Source organism: Streptomyces sp. B5E4 (genome assembly GCF_039871555.1).
GTDB lineage: Bacteria > Actinomycetota > Actinomycetes > Streptomycetales > Streptomycetaceae > Streptomyces.
The window spans coordinates 105971-120364 of the sequence record NZ_JBDPMI010000007.1; the positions used below are offsets into that span (position 1 = coordinate 105971).

The following is a 14394-nucleotide window of genomic DNA, read 5'->3' on the forward strand; positions in this document are numbered from 1 at the left end:
GGCCTGCCGGACTGTCAGGCCGAGCGGCGGTCGCTGCCGTACCGATTTCACGTACGCAAGGGCCGTGGCACGTTTGCCGTGGTTGGAGCAATCTCGCCGTGCAGGCTTGACGGCCCAGGGGGAGACGTTCATCCTCGTCGGGTCAGTGGTGTAGTCCAATCTTGCCGCAATGTGCCGGCGAGATCCCCTGCACCTTGACGCCGTGTGCATGTGCTTCTGCCGTCACCAACGAGGGCTTAGGAGGGCAAAGCAGAGCGTCTGTCAGGATTCGCGACCCTTGAGTGAACTCAGGCACGTGCGGATGCCTGTTCCAGCGAGCAGGACGTCAGGGCATCGGCGCCATCGCGGCTCCCGGGCGCCTGAGGCGACACTTGGAGGTTGATCGTGCACAGTGCTTCGACTCCCGTGCCGGTGAGGGCCCGCCCTCCCGGCCGCCTGCATCGCTGGGCAGCGCTGCTCGCCCTGGCGGTGGTCTTCGTGGCGTCGCAGGGATGGCCCCGTGATGCGGCTGCCGCAGCGCCGGCGTACGACGGACAGCCGCGCTTCGACACCGCGTTGTTCAGCATCAAGAGCCCGAACAACGCCGCGGCCCAGGAGTTCACCACGGCTGACGGCCGTGTGGAGAAGGCCTCTCTCTATCTGGCGAGCCGTGCCACCTCGGGCACCCTCACGGTGGAGGTTCGGACGGTGCGTGAGGATCCCGCCTCCGCGATCTCTTCGAGCACGCGGGACCTCGCGCAGCTCGGCGGCGGCGGAGCGGGGTGGGTCGACTTCCCGCTCGGCGTTGACGTCACCCCCGGAACGACCTATTACCTGTTCGCGCAAGCGACCACGACGGAGAGCAAGGCGATCGCCTGGCACGGCACCAGGTCACCCGTCGAGGGGTCGCTCACCAGCTGGAACTACGACCTCCCGGTCCTCGGAGGCTGGCGGGCATACGCCACCCGTACCGCCTTCTTCATCAACCCGACCGGTGCCGAGGGCTGCGGCGATCCGGACGCGTGCTACCGCGCCGTGCCCGACCACATCTTCGCCGCCTCCACGGCGGGCTTGTACTCCAACGGGAAGACCACGGAAGCCATCACGCCCGTGCAGGCGTACGGCTCCGAGTACGTGCGGGACAGCAACGTGCTGCGGCTCCCCAGCGGCCGCTGGCGCTACCTTCCCGCGGGCGGGACCGAGCCGGTGACGGTGCGGGCGAACGACCCTGACGCACGGCGTCAGATCAGCGAGTCACGCGCCTGGCTGAAGCGCGGCACCGTCCCCGGCAAGACGGGACCGCAACGCAAGGCCGCCGCACGGGCCTTGCTCTCCATGAAGGCTCTCGTCCAGCCCAACGGAGCCTCCGCCGCCGCCTGGTACTCCATCTGGAAATACTCGTGGCCCCGCGACTCCAGCTACGTCGCGGCGGCGTTCGCGCATACGGGACACCCGGAGGACGCCTACCGGATCCTGGCGTACAACGCCTCCACCCAGCGCCCGGACGGCACCTGGGAAGCGCGTACCACCTTGGACGGCGCGGGACCGCCCGACAACCGGCATTGGCAGCTCGACGCGAACGGCTGGGTTCCCTGGTCCACGTGGCAGTGGTACCAGGCCGCTCCGCGCAGGACCCGCGACGCGGACCTGGAGAAGCTGTACCCGGCGATCGAGAAGGCGGCCGACTACGCTGCCGACTCCCTGGACGGCGAGGGACTGCCGCCCGCGTCGCCGGACTACTGGGAACTCGGCACCACAACCCCGAACATCGGAACCGCCGCACCGCTGCTCAGCGGCCTCAACGCCGCGGCGGACCTTGCCCGGGCTCTCGGCCATGACGACCACGCGGCGACATGGGCAGAGGCCGCAGGCAAGCTGTCGGACGCGATCGCCGAGCGCTTCGCCCCCCTCGGCTACCAGCGCACCGTGGACGGTCTGCACGGCCGCGACAGTGCGGCCGCCTTCATGGCACCGCCCTTCAACACCGCGCCCTCCGATCTGCCGGACGCGCTCGACTCCACCTATGACGCTCTGCTGCGCCCGAACGGTGGCGTCGTCCCCGGCGACGACCCGGGCCACAACTGGGGCACGTCTACCTGGACACCGAGCACGTCGTTCTTCGGGCTGGCATGGGCCGGCCTCGGCGAGCAGGAGAAGGCCGGCCGGGTGCTCGACTGGGTGCTCTCCAAGCGCAACGTCCTCGGCGAGTTGCCGGAGAAGGTCGACAACGACGGCAACCCGGCGTCGGTCGTTCCGCTCGGCTGGACGGACTCCCTGTTCGTCCTGACCCTGCTCCAGCTCGACCGCGACAGGGCCCTCCCCGTGCCACCCCAGGCACGCTAGCGCCCGCCGTACGCCGGATCCTGCCCCTGCCCCTGCCCCTGCCGGGCAGGGGCAGGGGCCGTGATAGGGCTGGGAAGGTGCGCAAGGACCTGCCCGACGCGCGCCCTGACAGAGCAACTGCTCCGCGGGGCGGAGCCGTCAGCCGTCTCACCGAACGCCCCCCGGGCCTGAGATGATCGGCAGGATCGAAGGACTGAACGCAGAGGTGGAGAGTTTTGATCATTCCGATACTGCTTGTCGTCCTGGCGCTCGTTCTCGGGGGGTGCGCATGTGTGGTGTGGGCGGCACGTGGAGGGCCCCGATGGGTCCGCGCCGCGGCGACCTTGACGCTCGCCGCGGGGAACGTCGTGCGCAGCTCCGCGGGCGGCCGACGTCGTGGAGGCAACGGCAACACCAGCGGCGACGACTAGATGATTGGTTCCACAAGGACCGTGGCAATGTCCAGCGACCGTCTCATGCGCATCCACAGTGCCGAGTTCCAGGCCATGGCCGAGCGGGTCGTGCGGGTCACTGAGCTCACTTCCCGCCTGAACGTCCTGCCTTTCGACGACGAAGCGGGCAAGGCGGAACTGTTCGAACAGATCCTCGGCAAGCCACTGCCGCCGAGAGTCACGATCTATCCGCCCTTCTTCACGGACCACGGCCTGAACCTCGACCTCGCCGAACGCGTCTTCATCAACCAGAACTGCACGTTCCTGGACTATGCCGGCATCCGCCTCGGCGAGCGCGTGATGATCGGACCGAAGGTCACGTTCATCACCAGCGGCCACCCGGTCGATCCCGGGGAGCGGCGGCTGTACCTCACCGGCGCACCGATCAACGTGGCGGAGAATGTGTGGATCGGTGCCGGTGCCACCATCCTGCCCGGCGTCAGCATCGGCCGTGACGCGGTGGTCGCCGCCGGCGCAGTCGTGGCGGATGACGTTCCGCCGGCAAGCCTGGTGACCGGTAGCAAGGCAACTGTGCACCGACAGTGGATCTCAAGTGATGAATGACGCTACGACGGATCTGCGACCCTTGGAGCCCCGCCGCGGCCCGCGGGAGGGCTCCAAGGCCGAGTTGCCGAGCCGCCGTCAACTGGTGCGGTTGTAGATCGCCGTGCCGGGGCAGCCGGAGTAGCCGAGGCGGGTGCCGCAGCCGGTGTACTGGCTGGAGCCGTTCCACCAGGTCCAGCCGCCGATGGTGCGGCCGTTCAGCCAGGTGTACTGGCCATTGAGGTTCGCGTCGTACGTGCGCAGGCTCCAGTGCACGTGGGCGCCGGTCGCCGAACCGCCGGCGCAGACGTCGGTGCCGATGGTGCCGAGCAGGGCGCTGCGCCCGATCGATGTCCCGTTGTAGTAGGTCGTGTTCCACATGTGGTAGTAGTCCGTCGAGAAGCCGCCGGGGTGGATGACCCTGGTCCAGCCGCCGCCGGCTCCGCACATCGAGGTCGCCGTGCCTTCACGGGACGATCGGACCCGCCCGCTGGCGTTGCCGCCGGCGAAGTCGAGGCTGCTCCAGTAGCCGGACCCGCCGGTGTGGGAGTGCGGACCGCCGGTCACGGTCATGTAGTAGTCGGGCATCCAAGGCAGGAGCAGCCCGCCGGTGTTGGCCGTGGCCCCCGTCGGTGACGCCTTCTTGTCCGGGGTCGCCGTGCGCTGCGCGTAGTCCGTCATGGCCTTCCGCTCCGCCTTGCCGACGAGCGGTGATGTCGCCACGTGGTCGGCGAATTCGCGGTCGCCTTCGAGACCGGAGACCCAGCGCCCGTTCTTGCGGTGGGCGATGTAGAGCCAGCCCTCCGGCTGGCCGTGGGCCTTGCGTGAGGCTTCGACGTACGCCACACCGCGGGCCCATCCGGGCGAGACGGTGCGGACGTCGACGACCACCTCGCGGCCCTCGGCGGCGAGTTTGCTGACAGCCTCCGCCGGGGCGAGGCCCTTGGCGTCGTGGGACCGGGAGAGGACATCGGCGGAGACGGCGTCGATCAGCGCTTTGCGGCCGGCGCCGAGACGGTCGGCGACTTTGTCCGGCATCTTCACGGTGACACCGGCGGACGGCGACGTGGCGGACGCCGGTGTCGTGGCGGGTTTGGCGACTGTGTCCGGGGAGGTGGCCACCGCCGAGGGCGCGGTGGCGACCAGCCCGGTGATGGCGAGAGTGGCGAGGATGGTTCTCACGGACAGCCTGGAGAGCATGGGTGGTACCCCATTTCCGTACGCGAGGCCCTGTCGGGTGAACAGGTCAGCGGATTTTGACACGGCGCGGTCACGCTCTGCGAGGCGTTGAAGTCAGGGAATTTGCAGATTGGGCGACCAATGTCACTCTTGCGTCTCATCTACGGGTAACTGGCAAATTGCTGCGGGCTCTTCGAGGGTTACACCACCGAAGGGCGTATTGCTCTCACGCCGTCCCGACGCAATGAGGTGGAGCGGCTGTTGGCAGCCGTTTCCGGCACGGGCGTGGAGAGCGCACCGGCCTCGTCCGCGGTCCCGGATTCCGTCGCCTCGATCGCCGCTCGCCACGGGCCGATGCGCATGGCACCGGCACTCACCCGTGAGGCCGGGCTGTCGCAGGTCGTCTGCGCCGCGGGACGTGGGTCGGAGTAGCATCCGGCGCACGGACTGGAGTTCGATGGTCCCGTAGGGAGGGAGGCCGAAGGTGACGGAGGCTGCGGCGGAGGATCCTGAGGCGAACGCACGGCTACGAGACCTGGAGTCGCTGCTGGACGCGATCACCGACTACGCCATCGTCCGGCTCGACGCCGACGGCCGGATCGCCGGCTGGAACCGTGGCGCCCGGGTGCTGCACGGCTACGGCGAGGACGAGGTCCTGGGGCAGCCGGCAGCCCTGTTCTACCCCGCCGACGAGCGCGCCGCGGGGCGGCCGGAGCAGGCGCTGGCCGCCGCGCGGAAGAACGGGAGGTACGCGTCCGAGGGCTGGCGGCAGCGCGGGAACGGCGCCCGGTACTGGGCGAGTTCGGTGCTCACCGCGATCCGGGACGCGAACGGTGAGGTGTCCGGCTTCGCCGAGGTGGTCAAGGACGCCAGCGAGCAGCGGCGTGCGGACGCCCTCTTCCAGGGCCTGCTGGAGTCGGCTCCGGACGCCATGGTCATCATCGGACCCGACGGCCGCATCAGGCTCGCCAACCGGCAGACCGACCTCCTCTTCGGATACGACGAGGGGCAGCTCATCGGCCGGGAGATCGAGGTCCTGGTCCCGCCGCGGTTCCGCAGGCATCACTACGGACACCGCGCCGGCTACCTCGCCGACCCCCGAACACGCCCCATGGGCGTGGGCCTGGAGCTGTGGGGGCTGCGCTGCGACGGCACCGAGTTCCCCGTCGAGATCAGCCTCAGCCCGCTGGGGACCGACGAGGGGGTCCTGGTCGCCGCGGCGATCCGCGACGTCACCGAGCGCCGCGAGACCGAGCAGCGCCTGATGCGGCAGCGCGACGAGATCATGGAACTGTCGACCCCGGTGATCCAGGTGTGGGACCGGGTGCTGGCCCTGCCGCTCATCGGCACCCTCGACTCGGTCCGGGCGGCCCGGCTGACCGAAGGGCTGCTGGAGCGTATCGCCGAGACCCAGGCCGAGGTGGCGATCCTCGACATCAGCGGCGTACCGACCATCGACACCCAGGTCGCGCAGCACCTGCTGCGGACCGTCCAGGCCGCCGCGCTGATGGGCACGGAGAGCATCATGAGCGGCGTACGGCCCGAGACCGCCCAGTCCATGGTCCATCTGGGTATCGACATGGGGCGGCTGCGCTCCCGCAACACCCTGCGTGACGCCCTGCAGTTGGCGCTGGCTCTCCTCCGGGAGCGTGACGAGGGAGCTCCCCCGGCCGCGGACCCTCTGCGGGGGGTCCTGTGACCGGCGGGCCCGTGCCGGTCATGCAGATCGGTGACACGCTGCTGGTCGCGCTGCAGGGCGATCTCGACGACACCACCGTCGTCAGGATCGAGGAGCATCTGACGAACGAGGTCGCCCGCACCGGCGCCGGCGGCATGCTGATCGACGTCAGCGGGCTGAGCGTGGTCGACTCGTTCATCGCCCGGGTGCTCACCCGGATGGTCGCCATGGTGCGACTCCTCGGCGCGCAGGTGGCTGTGGTCGGCATCCAGCCGGCCGTGGCCGTCACCCTGGTGGAACTCGGCGTTCCGATGGGCGGTCTCGACACCGCCCTCAACGCCGAACAAGGACTGGCGCTGCTGGCGCGGCTGCGCCGCGCCGACCGCCGTGCGGGCTGACCCGGGGACAGCGGTGTCGGACACGGACGACATCGTCATCGCCGACCAGACCGATCTGATACGGGTGCGCCAGGCCCTGCGCGCGCAGGCGAGGAGCGCGAGCCTGGGCCTGGTGGACGAGACCAAGCTCATCACCGCCGGCAGCGAGCTGGCCCGCAACATCCTCAAGTACGCCACCGGCTCCCGCGGCAGACTGATCGCGGAGCAGGTCGCGGCCGGGGGCCGGCGGGGTGTCCGCGCGACGTTCACCGACGAGGGCCCGGGAATCGAGGACGTCGACGCCGCGCTCACCGACGGTTTCAGCACCGGCGGCAGCCTGGGTCTCGGACTGCCCGGCGCGCGTCGTCTGGTGGACCGGCTGACGGTGACCTCGGCGCCGGGCTCCGGAACCACGGTGGTGATCGAGAAGTGGCAACGGTGACCGCCGCCCCGCACCTGCGCTTCCCCGTCGGCACCGAGGAGGATGTCGGCGCCCTGCGCCGGGCGGTCGCCCGGCTCGCCGCCGGCCGGCCCGGGCTGCGTGCCGGCGAGGCGGAGCTGGCCGTGACGGAGCTGGGCACCAACCTGCTGCGCCACGCACACCCCGGCGGTTACGTGCTGTTCCGCCCGGCCGGCGGGGGCATCGAGCTGATCTCCGTCGATCACGGCCCCGGGATCCCGCCGGAGCGCATGCCCCCGCCGCCGTACGGCCCACCCGCACGCGCCCCCGCACCCGGCCCGCGGCCGTCCCGCGCCGGCGGCGGGCTGGGCGCCGGACTCCCCGCCGTACGGCGCCTGGCCCGCGACTTCGACTGCTACAGCACTCGCGCCGGCACCGTCGTCCTGGCCCGCCTCGACCGGACCCCCCGGCCCGTGCCCTCCCGCTGGCGCTACGGCGGCGTCAACGTCCCGTACGCGGGCGAGAGCGAATCCGGCGACGGCTGGGCGGTACGCCCCGGCGACGGCAGGCTGGACGCCGTCGTCGTCGACGGCCTGGGCCACGGGCCCGCGGCGGCGGTGGCCACACGTGCGGCACTGGCGGAGTTCGAGCGCCAGTTGGTGACCGACCCCGCCGCGTACCTGGACCGTGCGCACGAGGCGATGCGCGCGACCCGCGGCGGCGTGCTCGGCGTGTGCCGGATCGACGCCGACCGCGGCGCGCTGGCGTTCGCCGGGATCGGCAACGTCAGCGGACGCGTCCTGCACCGCGGGGGGAGCAGGCCGCTCCTCGGCCGGCCCGGCACTCTCGGCACGCGGCCGGCGCCGCCGAGCCCGCACGTCGAGCGCGCTCCCTGGGAACCGGGCGCCACCCTCGTACTGGCCTCCGACGGGATCCGCAGCGGCTGGGACCTCACCGCGCACCGCGGCCTGCTGCGGCACGCCCCCGCGCTGGTCGCCGCCGTGCTCCACCGCGACCACGGCCGGCCGGCCGACGACGCCACCGTACTGATCGTCACCGAGGTGCCGTCATGGGAGCGAAGAGGCCCGTACGACCCGGGAGAGGCGAAATGAAGAGCACGCCCGCGCCGCGTACGCTCGTCGAAGCGCAGGAGGCGCTCCGGCGGCGGGAGACCGAACTGGCCGAGGCCGGACGGCAGATCGCCGAGCTGAGCCGCGAGCTGAGCGACGCCGACCACGGCCTCATCGCCCTGCACACCGAACTGGAGGAGGCGCGCGGTGCCGCCGCACGGCTCGCCGCCATCGTCGTGGCCTCCGGCGACGCCGTGATCTCCATCGATCCACAGCGCATGATCCGGACATGGAACCCCGGCGCCGCCCGCCTTCTCGGCCACGACGCCGACGCCATCGTGGGCCGGTCCGCCGACGAACTCCTTCCCGAACATGCGCTGCCGGCCTTCGAGGACGCGCTGGCCGGTGCGGCGTCGGGGGAGCACGCCGAGCCGGTGGAGACCCGCTGGCACGGCGCCGACGGCGGCCTCGTCGACGTGTCCGTCACCGTCTCCGCGATGCGGGGCGCCGACGGGGCCGTGACCGGCTACTCCATCGTCGCCCAGGACATCGGCCGCCGCCTGGTCCTGCAGTCCGAGCTGGCCGCCGCCCGCGCCGAGCGTGAGGTGATGGCCGACCGCGAGCGGATCGCGCGCGACCTGCACGACATGGTCATCCAGCGGGTGTTCGCCGCCGGGTTGACGCTGCAGAGCGTGACCGCCCTCCTCGACCACGACCGGGCGGTCGGCCGCATCGAGGGAGTCGTCGGCGAACTCGACGCCACCATCCAGGAGCTGCGGAACGCGATCTTCGACCTGCACCGTGCCCCGCGGCAGGCCACGAGCCTGCGGGCGCAGATCTTCGACGCGGTCGCCGCCGCCCGCCGCCCCCTCGGCTTCGCACCCACCGTCACCTTCGACGGACCGGTCGACACCGCCGTACCCCAGGAGGTCGGCGTCCACCTGCTGGCCGTGCTGCGCGAAGCGCTGTCCAACATCGGCAAGCACGCCCGGGCGTCCGCCGCCGAGGTCGTGCTCGACACCGGCCCGGAGCTGCTGCTCACGGTCAGCGACAACGGCCGCGGCCTCGGCCCCGGTACGCGCCGAAGCGGGCTGGCCAACCTGCGCGAGCGCGCGACGCAACTGGGCGGCACCTTCGAGGCCACCGCCCGGCCGAGCGGCGGCACCCGGCTCGCGTGGCGCGTTCCTCTCCCCGGGCACCCCGGCGGGTCCGCCCGGCCTTGAGCACCCCGGCGACGCGGGCGGCCGCCCGCCACGGGCGGGTCAGTGGCGACCGTCCGGCCGCTTGCCGTCCGCGTTCGCCCCCTTGGCCTGACTGGCGATCATCGCTGCCTGGATGCGTCGCTCGACGCCGAGTTTGGCCAGCATGCGGGAGATGTGGTTCTTGACGGTCTTCTCGGAGAGGTAGAGCTGTTCGCCGATCTCCCGGTTGGTCAGCCCGTCGCCGATCAACTGGAGGATGTCGCGCTCGCGGTCGGTCAGCGAGGCCAGCGCCGCGTCCCCGGGGTCGGGCTCCGCCTCCTGACGCAGGCTGTCCATCAGCCGGGTCGTGGTCGCCGGGTCGAGCATCGACTGGCCGGTGGCGACGGTACGTACCGCGTTGACGATCTCGGCGCCGCGTATCTCCTTCAGCACGTAGCCGGAGGCGCCGGCGAGGATGGCGTCGAGCAGCGCCTGGTCGTCGTCGAAGGACGTGAGCATCAGGCAGGCCAGCCCGGGCATGCGGGAGCGCAGCTCGCGGCATACGGTGATCCCGTCTCCGTCGGGCAGCCGCACGTCCAGGACCGCCACGTCGGGCCGCAGGGCCGGGCCGCGGGCCAGCGCCTCGGCGGCGTCGGCGGCGTCCCCGACGACGTCGATGTCGGGCTGGGCGTCGAGCAGATCGTGCAGGCCGCGTCGTACGACCTCGTGATCGTCGAGCAGGAAGACGCGTATCGGACGCTGCGCGGTGGATGCAGGGGTGTCGGCCATGGGTCTCCTCGGGGATCGGTCGCACACCCGCTGCCATACGGGCACGTGAGCACCTGAACGCAGAACGATTATCCGTCCCGTGCGGGCCGGTGGCAGGAGCCGGGTCGGCCCGGCGACGAGGCGGGCCGGGACGCCGGCCTTCCCTTACGTCCCGGGAGACGGGAGCCGGACGGTCCCCCCGCCGCGTCCCGGGCGGCCCTACGCGCCCGCCGCCGCGACGACGGACCCTGGCGGGAAAATCGACGACCCGCAAGATCGACGACCGGGAAGATGGCCGACGTACGGCGCCGTCGCCGCGCAAGGGCTCTGCCGAAGGGACGACTGCATGCCAGGTGAACCCACATGTGCCGGCGGCCGGGCGCCCCGGCTGCGACTGGACGACCTGCTGGGGGAACTGCAGTTGCACGTCGAGCAGGTCCGCGGCACCCGCGACCGGCTGCACGGTCTGCTGGACGCCGTACTGAACGTCGGCCGCGACCTGGAACTCGGCCAGGTGCTGCGGCGCATCGTCGAGGCGGCGGTCGACCTCGTCGACGCACGCTACGGTGCCCTGGGCGTCCTCGCCGAGGAGGGCCGCCGAGACCGGCGGCTCGCGCGGTTCCTGCCGGTCGGCGCCGGTGAGGAGCAGGAGGCGGCCATCGGCGCACCGCCGTGCGGACGCGGCGTGCTCGGCATGCTCATCGACCACCCGGAGCCCCTGCGGCTGCGCGAGATATCCGCGCACCCCGCCGCGGCCGGCTTCCCCGGCCGACACCCCCCGATGCACTCCTTCCTCGGCGTCCCGATCCGGGTGCGCGACGAGGTCTTCGGCAACCTCTACCTGACCGACAAGCGCGGCGGGGAGGAGTTCGACGCCGAGGACGAGACCGTGCTCGCCGCGCTCGCCGCCGCCGCGGGCGTGGCCATCGAGAACGCCCGGCTGTACGAGGAGTCCCGCCGGCGGCAGCGGTGGCTCGCCGCCTCCGCCGAGGTCACCGCCGCGCTGCTGTCCGGAGAACCGGAGGAGGCCGTGCTCGGCCTGATCGTCGAACGAGCCCGGGGACAACTCGGCGCGCGGCTGGGGTCGGTGGCGCTGCCCGTGCCCGGAGCCGCGCGGCTCCGCGTGGCGCTCGCCCGCGGCCCCGGCGCCGAGGCACACCGGGAGAGGCTGCTGCCCGTCCACGACTCGCTGTCCGGACTCGCGTACGCCGGCGGGGAGCTCGTGCTCAGCGACGACGTTGAGAGCGAGCCGCGCCTGTACGGCAACACACTGCGCGACATCGGCCTCGGCCCCGCGGTCGCCGTGCCGATGGGCACCGAGGAGGGCCGGCGGGGCGTGCTGTTCCTCGCCCGCGCCTCCGGCGAACCGGCGTTCACCCCCGAGGAGACCGCGCCGCTGCAGGGCTTCGCCGGGCAGGCGGCGCTGGCGCTGGAACTGGCCGACCGCCGCCGCGACGCCGAGCGGCTGGCGCTGTCCTCGGACCGCGAGCGGATCGCGCGCGACCTGCACGACCTGGCCATCCAGCGGCTCTTCGCCACCGGGATGACGCTGCAGAGCACGGTCCGCCTGGAGCGCACCCCGGAGGGCGAGGAGAAACTGCTGCGCGCCGTGCGCGAACTCGACGAGACCGTCGAAATCATCCGGTCCACGATCTTCGGCCTGCGCAGGCACGGAGAGCACGGCGCCGGGGATGCCGGGCCCGGTACGGGTTCGCCGCCCGCCGGCGGTTGACCGGGCCCTCCCCGTACCGCGTCACCCGGCAGGGTCAGAGCCACGACCCGCTGCCGTAGGGCCCGTACAGGTCGAGCAGACGGGTGCGGGCCGACTGCAGCCGGTGACCGATGATCTCGGCGACCCGGCGGGCGACGTCCCGGCCGGTGACCGGATCCGCCTCGCACAGGGCCCGTATCACCCGGGCGTCGAACTCCAGGGCGCGCACCGGGCTCATGGCCTGCGCCCCCAGGTGCCACTGGTACGGCGGGAAGAGCCAGGACCAGCCCAGCAGATCGCCGGAACCGAGCGTCTCCACGGTGGCGGCCTGGCGCCCGGGCACATGCAGGTCGAGGGTGACCGAGCCGGTGCGCAGTATCCAGAACCGGTCGGCGCGCTGGCCCTCGTTGAAGATCCGCTGCCCTGCGTCGAAGGACACGCTCCCCGCGGTCTCCAGCAGACGCTCCCGCGTCTCGGGCTGCAGCGCGCCGAGCAGACCGGTGCTCGTGTTCATCATGAACTCTCTCCCTCCGGTGGCGGTCCCCCGCCGGCAGGGGACCGCGACCAGGATCCGGCGCGAGGCCGGTACGCCTCAGGTGCCTCCCGGGGGCGACCGCAGGGCCGATGGACCCGCCGCGGTCGGTCGACAGGTCCCCCCGGGGGCCGCCGCCCGGCCCGGACGGCGTACGCGCGCCGGGCCCGGCCGAACCTCCCTGCCGGAGGGGCTGCAGGGAGCCGGCCGCCCGGTCGTCCTCGTGCCCGCCCATCAGGCCGCCGCGCCGGGTCCGATGAGCCCTTCGCCCCGGCGACCATCGGCCCCGTACGCACGCCCTCGTCAGACCATCCGCAGACGGCACCCCGAACGGGAGATTGGAGGTGAACGGACCGGACGGCAACGAGAAATCACGCAAAGGGAGCGCACAATCATGGCAGTGCACCAGCAGCCCCCACGGCACTCCGCCCTCCGCCTGCCGCAGCGTCGTGCGGCGCGCTCGACGAACGGGAACCGGACCGAGGCCGCGGCGGGCGAAAGGGCCACGTCCCCGGTGGTCGGCCACGTTCTGGCCGGTGTCCGGGTGATCACCGGTCTCGTCTTCCTCTGGGCCTTCCTGGACAAGGCCTTCGGCCTCGGCTACTCGACCCCGGGCAACGGTGCCTGGATCGACGGCGGCTCGCCCGCCGAGGGCTTCCTCGGCAACGTGGCGGTCGGTCCGATGGAGAGCACCTTCCACTCCTGGGCGGGCGACGCCTGGGCCGACTGGCTGTTCATGCTCGGTCTGTTCGGCATCGGCCTCGCGCTGGTCCTCGGCGTGGCGCTGCGGCTCGCCGCGCTGGGCACCACGGTGATGATGGCCCTGATGTGGATCGCGGAGTGGCCCCCGGCGAAGCACCTGTCGGACGGCTCGCCGAGCATGTCGACGAACCCCCTCATCGACTACCACGTCATCTACGCGGCCGTGGCCGTCGCCCTCGCCGCCACCTACGCCGGCCACACCTGGGGCCTGGGCCGCATCTGGGCCCGGCTGCCCTTCGTCCGCGACCACCGCTCCCTCCAGTGACCACACGGCCCCCGACACGGCGGTACGGGCACCTGCTGCCCGGACCGCCGTACGTCATGAGCTCACCCGGGACCTCGACGGGTCCGCGGACGAAGACACCCCGCTGCTCACGACCTACGGCTGACGGGCACGAACCACCCGGCTCCCCTTACGTTTTCGGTACCACCATGGTGATGAGCATCCGGCCTTGTGACGGCTCGGCTGCGGCATGCGGCATCGGGGGCGGACACCCCGCGGCGGCGGAGAACTCGGTTTCCCAGGCAGCCCAGGGATCCAGCGGCACGTCCGCCTCGGCCTCCCCGGCATCCCGCGGGTTCTGCTGCCCGGTGGGCACTGACCCGGGGGAGTGGTGCTCGGAGTTGTCGGTGCGGCGATGCCGGCCGCGGGGAACGGTCGGGGAGTCGGGATCAGGAAGTAGGCCCTGGGTGGAGAGCGTCTTGAGACGGTCGACCACGGTATTCACCTCCACGCCGGCCTCCGTGGCCAGCGCGTGCAGGTCCACGCCGTTGCGCCAGCCCTCCGCCAGTGCCTCGTCCAGCGCCGACAGCGGCAGCGGCCCGGCGGAGGCCGGCGCATCGGATTCGTCCGTACGGCCTCCGCCTCCGGAACCTTCCCGCATGGCGCGACGGTGGAAGGAAGCCAGCAACTCATCGGCCACGCTGCGGGCTTCTTTCCTGCCGACGCTACGGCGCGCGGACCGTACATCACGTTCGGCAAGTCCCAGCAAGTCGGCTGCTGAACGGTCTCGTCCGAGGCTGACCGCGAAAGCGGCCAACGCGTGCTGGCGTGCGCTCTGTGCCTGGGCAAGGACCGTCTCGGCGATCCTGACCTGCTCGTCGTAATAGCAGAACTCCTCGGCGATCGCCCGATTCTGCTCCCAGGAGTGTCGTGGATCCATAACCGGATCAACGGCGTGTCAGAGGAGAAGTACTGATCCAGTGACTTCAGCCACTCCAATGGCGTAACCGGAGGCTCGCGGACGCACGTTGCCCCTGGGAATGCTCGGCCATCAGGGAAGTCCGGGGACGGCCAGGGGGACGCTTGGCTGGTGGCGATATTCATATGGTCGCGGTCGGCAAGGTAGCCCAGAGTCGTCCTTTTCCGAGCGAGGCCTACCCGGTGAACGGGGCTATCCAGGACGGCGACGCCGTGATCACACTGGCCACGGCGGGATC

14 protein-coding genes are annotated in these 14394 nt (G+C 71.9%); 10 read left to right on the forward strand and 4 right to left on the reverse strand.

Annotated elements, in window-relative coordinates; translation table 11 throughout:
• The first annotated feature begins 384 nt into the window (after positions 1 to 384).
• Together ABGA99_RS12035 and ABGA99_RS12040 are read left to right on the forward strand one after the other, a co-directional pair.
• Positions 385 to 2322 carry a hypothetical protein gene (locus tag ABGA99_RS12035; protein ID WP_347577666.1) on the forward strand — a complete coding sequence of 646 codons (1938 nt, stop codon included), beginning with the start codon at positions 385 to 387 and terminating at the stop codon, positions 2320 to 2322.
• Between the two features lie 437 nt (positions 2323 to 2759).
• Positions 2760 to 3317, forward strand: coding sequence for a DapH/DapD/GlmU-related protein (locus tag ABGA99_RS12040; RefSeq protein ID WP_347577665.1), 558 nt, complete (start codon positions 2760 to 2762; stop codon positions 3315 to 3317).
• Between the two features lie 78 nt (positions 3318 to 3395).
• Here ABGA99_RS12040 and ABGA99_RS12045 read toward each other — a convergent pair whose 3' ends face one another.
• Positions 3396 to 4496, reverse strand: coding sequence for a M23 family metallopeptidase (locus ABGA99_RS12045; protein ID WP_347577664.1), 1101 nt, complete (start codon positions 4494 to 4496; stop codon positions 3396 to 3398).
• A 240-nt stretch (positions 4497 to 4736) separates the two neighbouring features.
• Between ABGA99_RS12045 and ABGA99_RS12050 the strand changes: the two genes are divergently transcribed.
• The 6 genes from ABGA99_RS12050 to ABGA99_RS12075 are packed head-to-tail and all read left to right on the forward strand — an operon-like array spanning position 4737 to position 9223.
• Entirely contained in the window at positions 4737 to 4907 is a 171-nt protein-coding gene (locus ABGA99_RS12050; RefSeq protein WP_347577663.1) for a hypothetical protein, read from the forward strand.
• A gap of 52 nt (positions 4908 to 4959) precedes the next feature.
• The gene (locus tag ABGA99_RS12055) at positions 4960 to 6174 is read left to right on the forward strand and encodes a PAS domain S-box protein (RefSeq protein ID WP_347577662.1); all 1215 of its coding nucleotides are present in this window, start codon (positions 4960 to 4962) and stop codon (positions 6172 to 6174) included.
• Positions 6171 to 6551 (forward strand): STAS domain-containing protein, encoded by a 381-nt coding sequence (locus ABGA99_RS12060; protein ID WP_347577661.1) that lies wholly within the window; start codon positions 6171 to 6173, stop codon positions 6549 to 6551. Before ABGA99_RS12055 ends, ABGA99_RS12060 begins: the two co-directional genes overlap by 4 nt.
• Before the next feature lie 13 nt (positions 6552 to 6564).
• Positions 6565 to 6972, forward strand: coding sequence for an ATP-binding protein (locus tag ABGA99_RS12065; RefSeq protein WP_347577660.1), 408 nt, complete (start codon positions 6565 to 6567; stop codon positions 6970 to 6972).
• Positions 6960 to 8042, forward strand: coding sequence for a SpoIIE family protein phosphatase (locus ABGA99_RS12070; RefSeq protein ID WP_347577659.1), 1083 nt, complete (start codon positions 6960 to 6962; stop codon positions 8040 to 8042). The genes ABGA99_RS12065 and ABGA99_RS12070 overlap by 13 nt, the downstream gene beginning before the upstream one ends.
• The gene (locus ABGA99_RS12075) at positions 8039 to 9223 is read left to right on the forward strand and encodes a PAS domain S-box protein (protein WP_347577658.1); all 1185 of its coding nucleotides are present in this window, start codon (positions 8039 to 8041) and stop codon (positions 9221 to 9223) included. Before ABGA99_RS12070 ends, ABGA99_RS12075 begins: the two co-directional genes overlap by 4 nt.
• A 39-nt stretch (positions 9224 to 9262) precedes the next feature.
• Here ABGA99_RS12075 and ABGA99_RS12080 read toward each other — a convergent pair whose 3' ends face one another.
• Entirely contained in the window at positions 9263 to 9970 is a 708-nt protein-coding gene (locus ABGA99_RS12080; protein ID WP_347582622.1) for a response regulator transcription factor, read from the reverse strand.
• A gap of 325 nt (positions 9971 to 10295) precedes the next feature.
• Between ABGA99_RS12080 and ABGA99_RS12085 the strand changes: the two genes are divergently transcribed.
• Complete coding sequence (locus ABGA99_RS12085; RefSeq protein WP_347577656.1) at positions 10296 to 11681, forward strand: GAF domain-containing protein; 1386 nt, start codon at positions 10296 to 10298, stop codon at positions 11679 to 11681.
• A 34-nt stretch (positions 11682 to 11715) separates the two neighbouring features.
• Here the strand turns inward: ABGA99_RS12085 and ABGA99_RS12090 are convergent, their stop codons facing one another.
• Entirely contained in the window at positions 11716 to 12174 is a 459-nt protein-coding gene (locus ABGA99_RS12090; protein ID WP_347577781.1) for a cyclic nucleotide-binding domain-containing protein, read from the reverse strand.
• Between the two features lie 412 nt (positions 12175 to 12586).
• Between ABGA99_RS12090 and ABGA99_RS12095 the strand changes: the two genes are divergently transcribed.
• A complete protein-coding gene (locus ABGA99_RS12095; RefSeq protein WP_347577655.1) occupies positions 12587 to 13219 on the forward strand; it encodes a hypothetical protein in 633 nt (210 codons plus the stop codon).
• A 148-nt stretch (positions 13220 to 13367) separates the two neighbouring features.
• Here the strand turns inward: ABGA99_RS12095 and ABGA99_RS12100 are convergent, their stop codons facing one another.
• Positions 13368 to 14117 carry a hypothetical protein gene (locus ABGA99_RS12100; RefSeq protein WP_347577654.1) on the reverse strand — a complete coding sequence of 250 codons (750 nt, stop codon included), beginning with the start codon at positions 14115 to 14117 and terminating at the stop codon, positions 13368 to 13370.
• Between the last annotated feature and the right edge of the window lie 277 nt (positions 14118 to 14394).

Bases quoted from the DNA above. Each gene is read 5' to 3' on its own strand.
- ABGA99_RS12040 (WP_347577665.1), top strand. From the start codon at position 2,760: ATGTCCAGCGACCGTCTCATGCGCATCCACAGTGCCGAGTTCCAGGCC.
- ABGA99_RS12045 (WP_347577664.1), bottom strand. From the start codon at position 4,496: ATGCTCTCCAGGCTGTCCGTGAGAACCATCCTCGCCACTCTCGCCATC.
- ABGA99_RS12075 (WP_347577658.1), top strand. From the start codon at position 8,039: ATGAAGAGCACGCCCGCGCCGCGTACGCTCGTCGAAGCGCAGGAGGCG.
- ABGA99_RS12080 (WP_347582622.1), bottom strand. From the start codon at position 9,970: ATGGCCGACACCCCTGCATCCACCGCGCAGCGTCCGATACGCGTCTTC.
- ABGA99_RS12085 (WP_347577656.1), top strand. From the start codon at position 10,296: ATGCCAGGTGAACCCACATGTGCCGGCGGCCGGGCGCCCCGGCTGCGA.
- ABGA99_RS12090 (WP_347577781.1), bottom strand. From the start codon at position 12,174: ATGAACACGAGCACCGGTCTGCTCGGCGCGCTGCAGCCCGAGACGCGG.
- ABGA99_RS12095 (WP_347577655.1), top strand. From the start codon at position 12,587: ATGGCAGTGCACCAGCAGCCCCCACGGCACTCCGCCCTCCGCCTGCCG.
- ABGA99_RS12100 (WP_347577654.1), bottom strand. From the start codon at position 14,117: ATGGATCCACGACACTCCTGGGAGCAGAATCGGGCGATCGCCGAGGAG.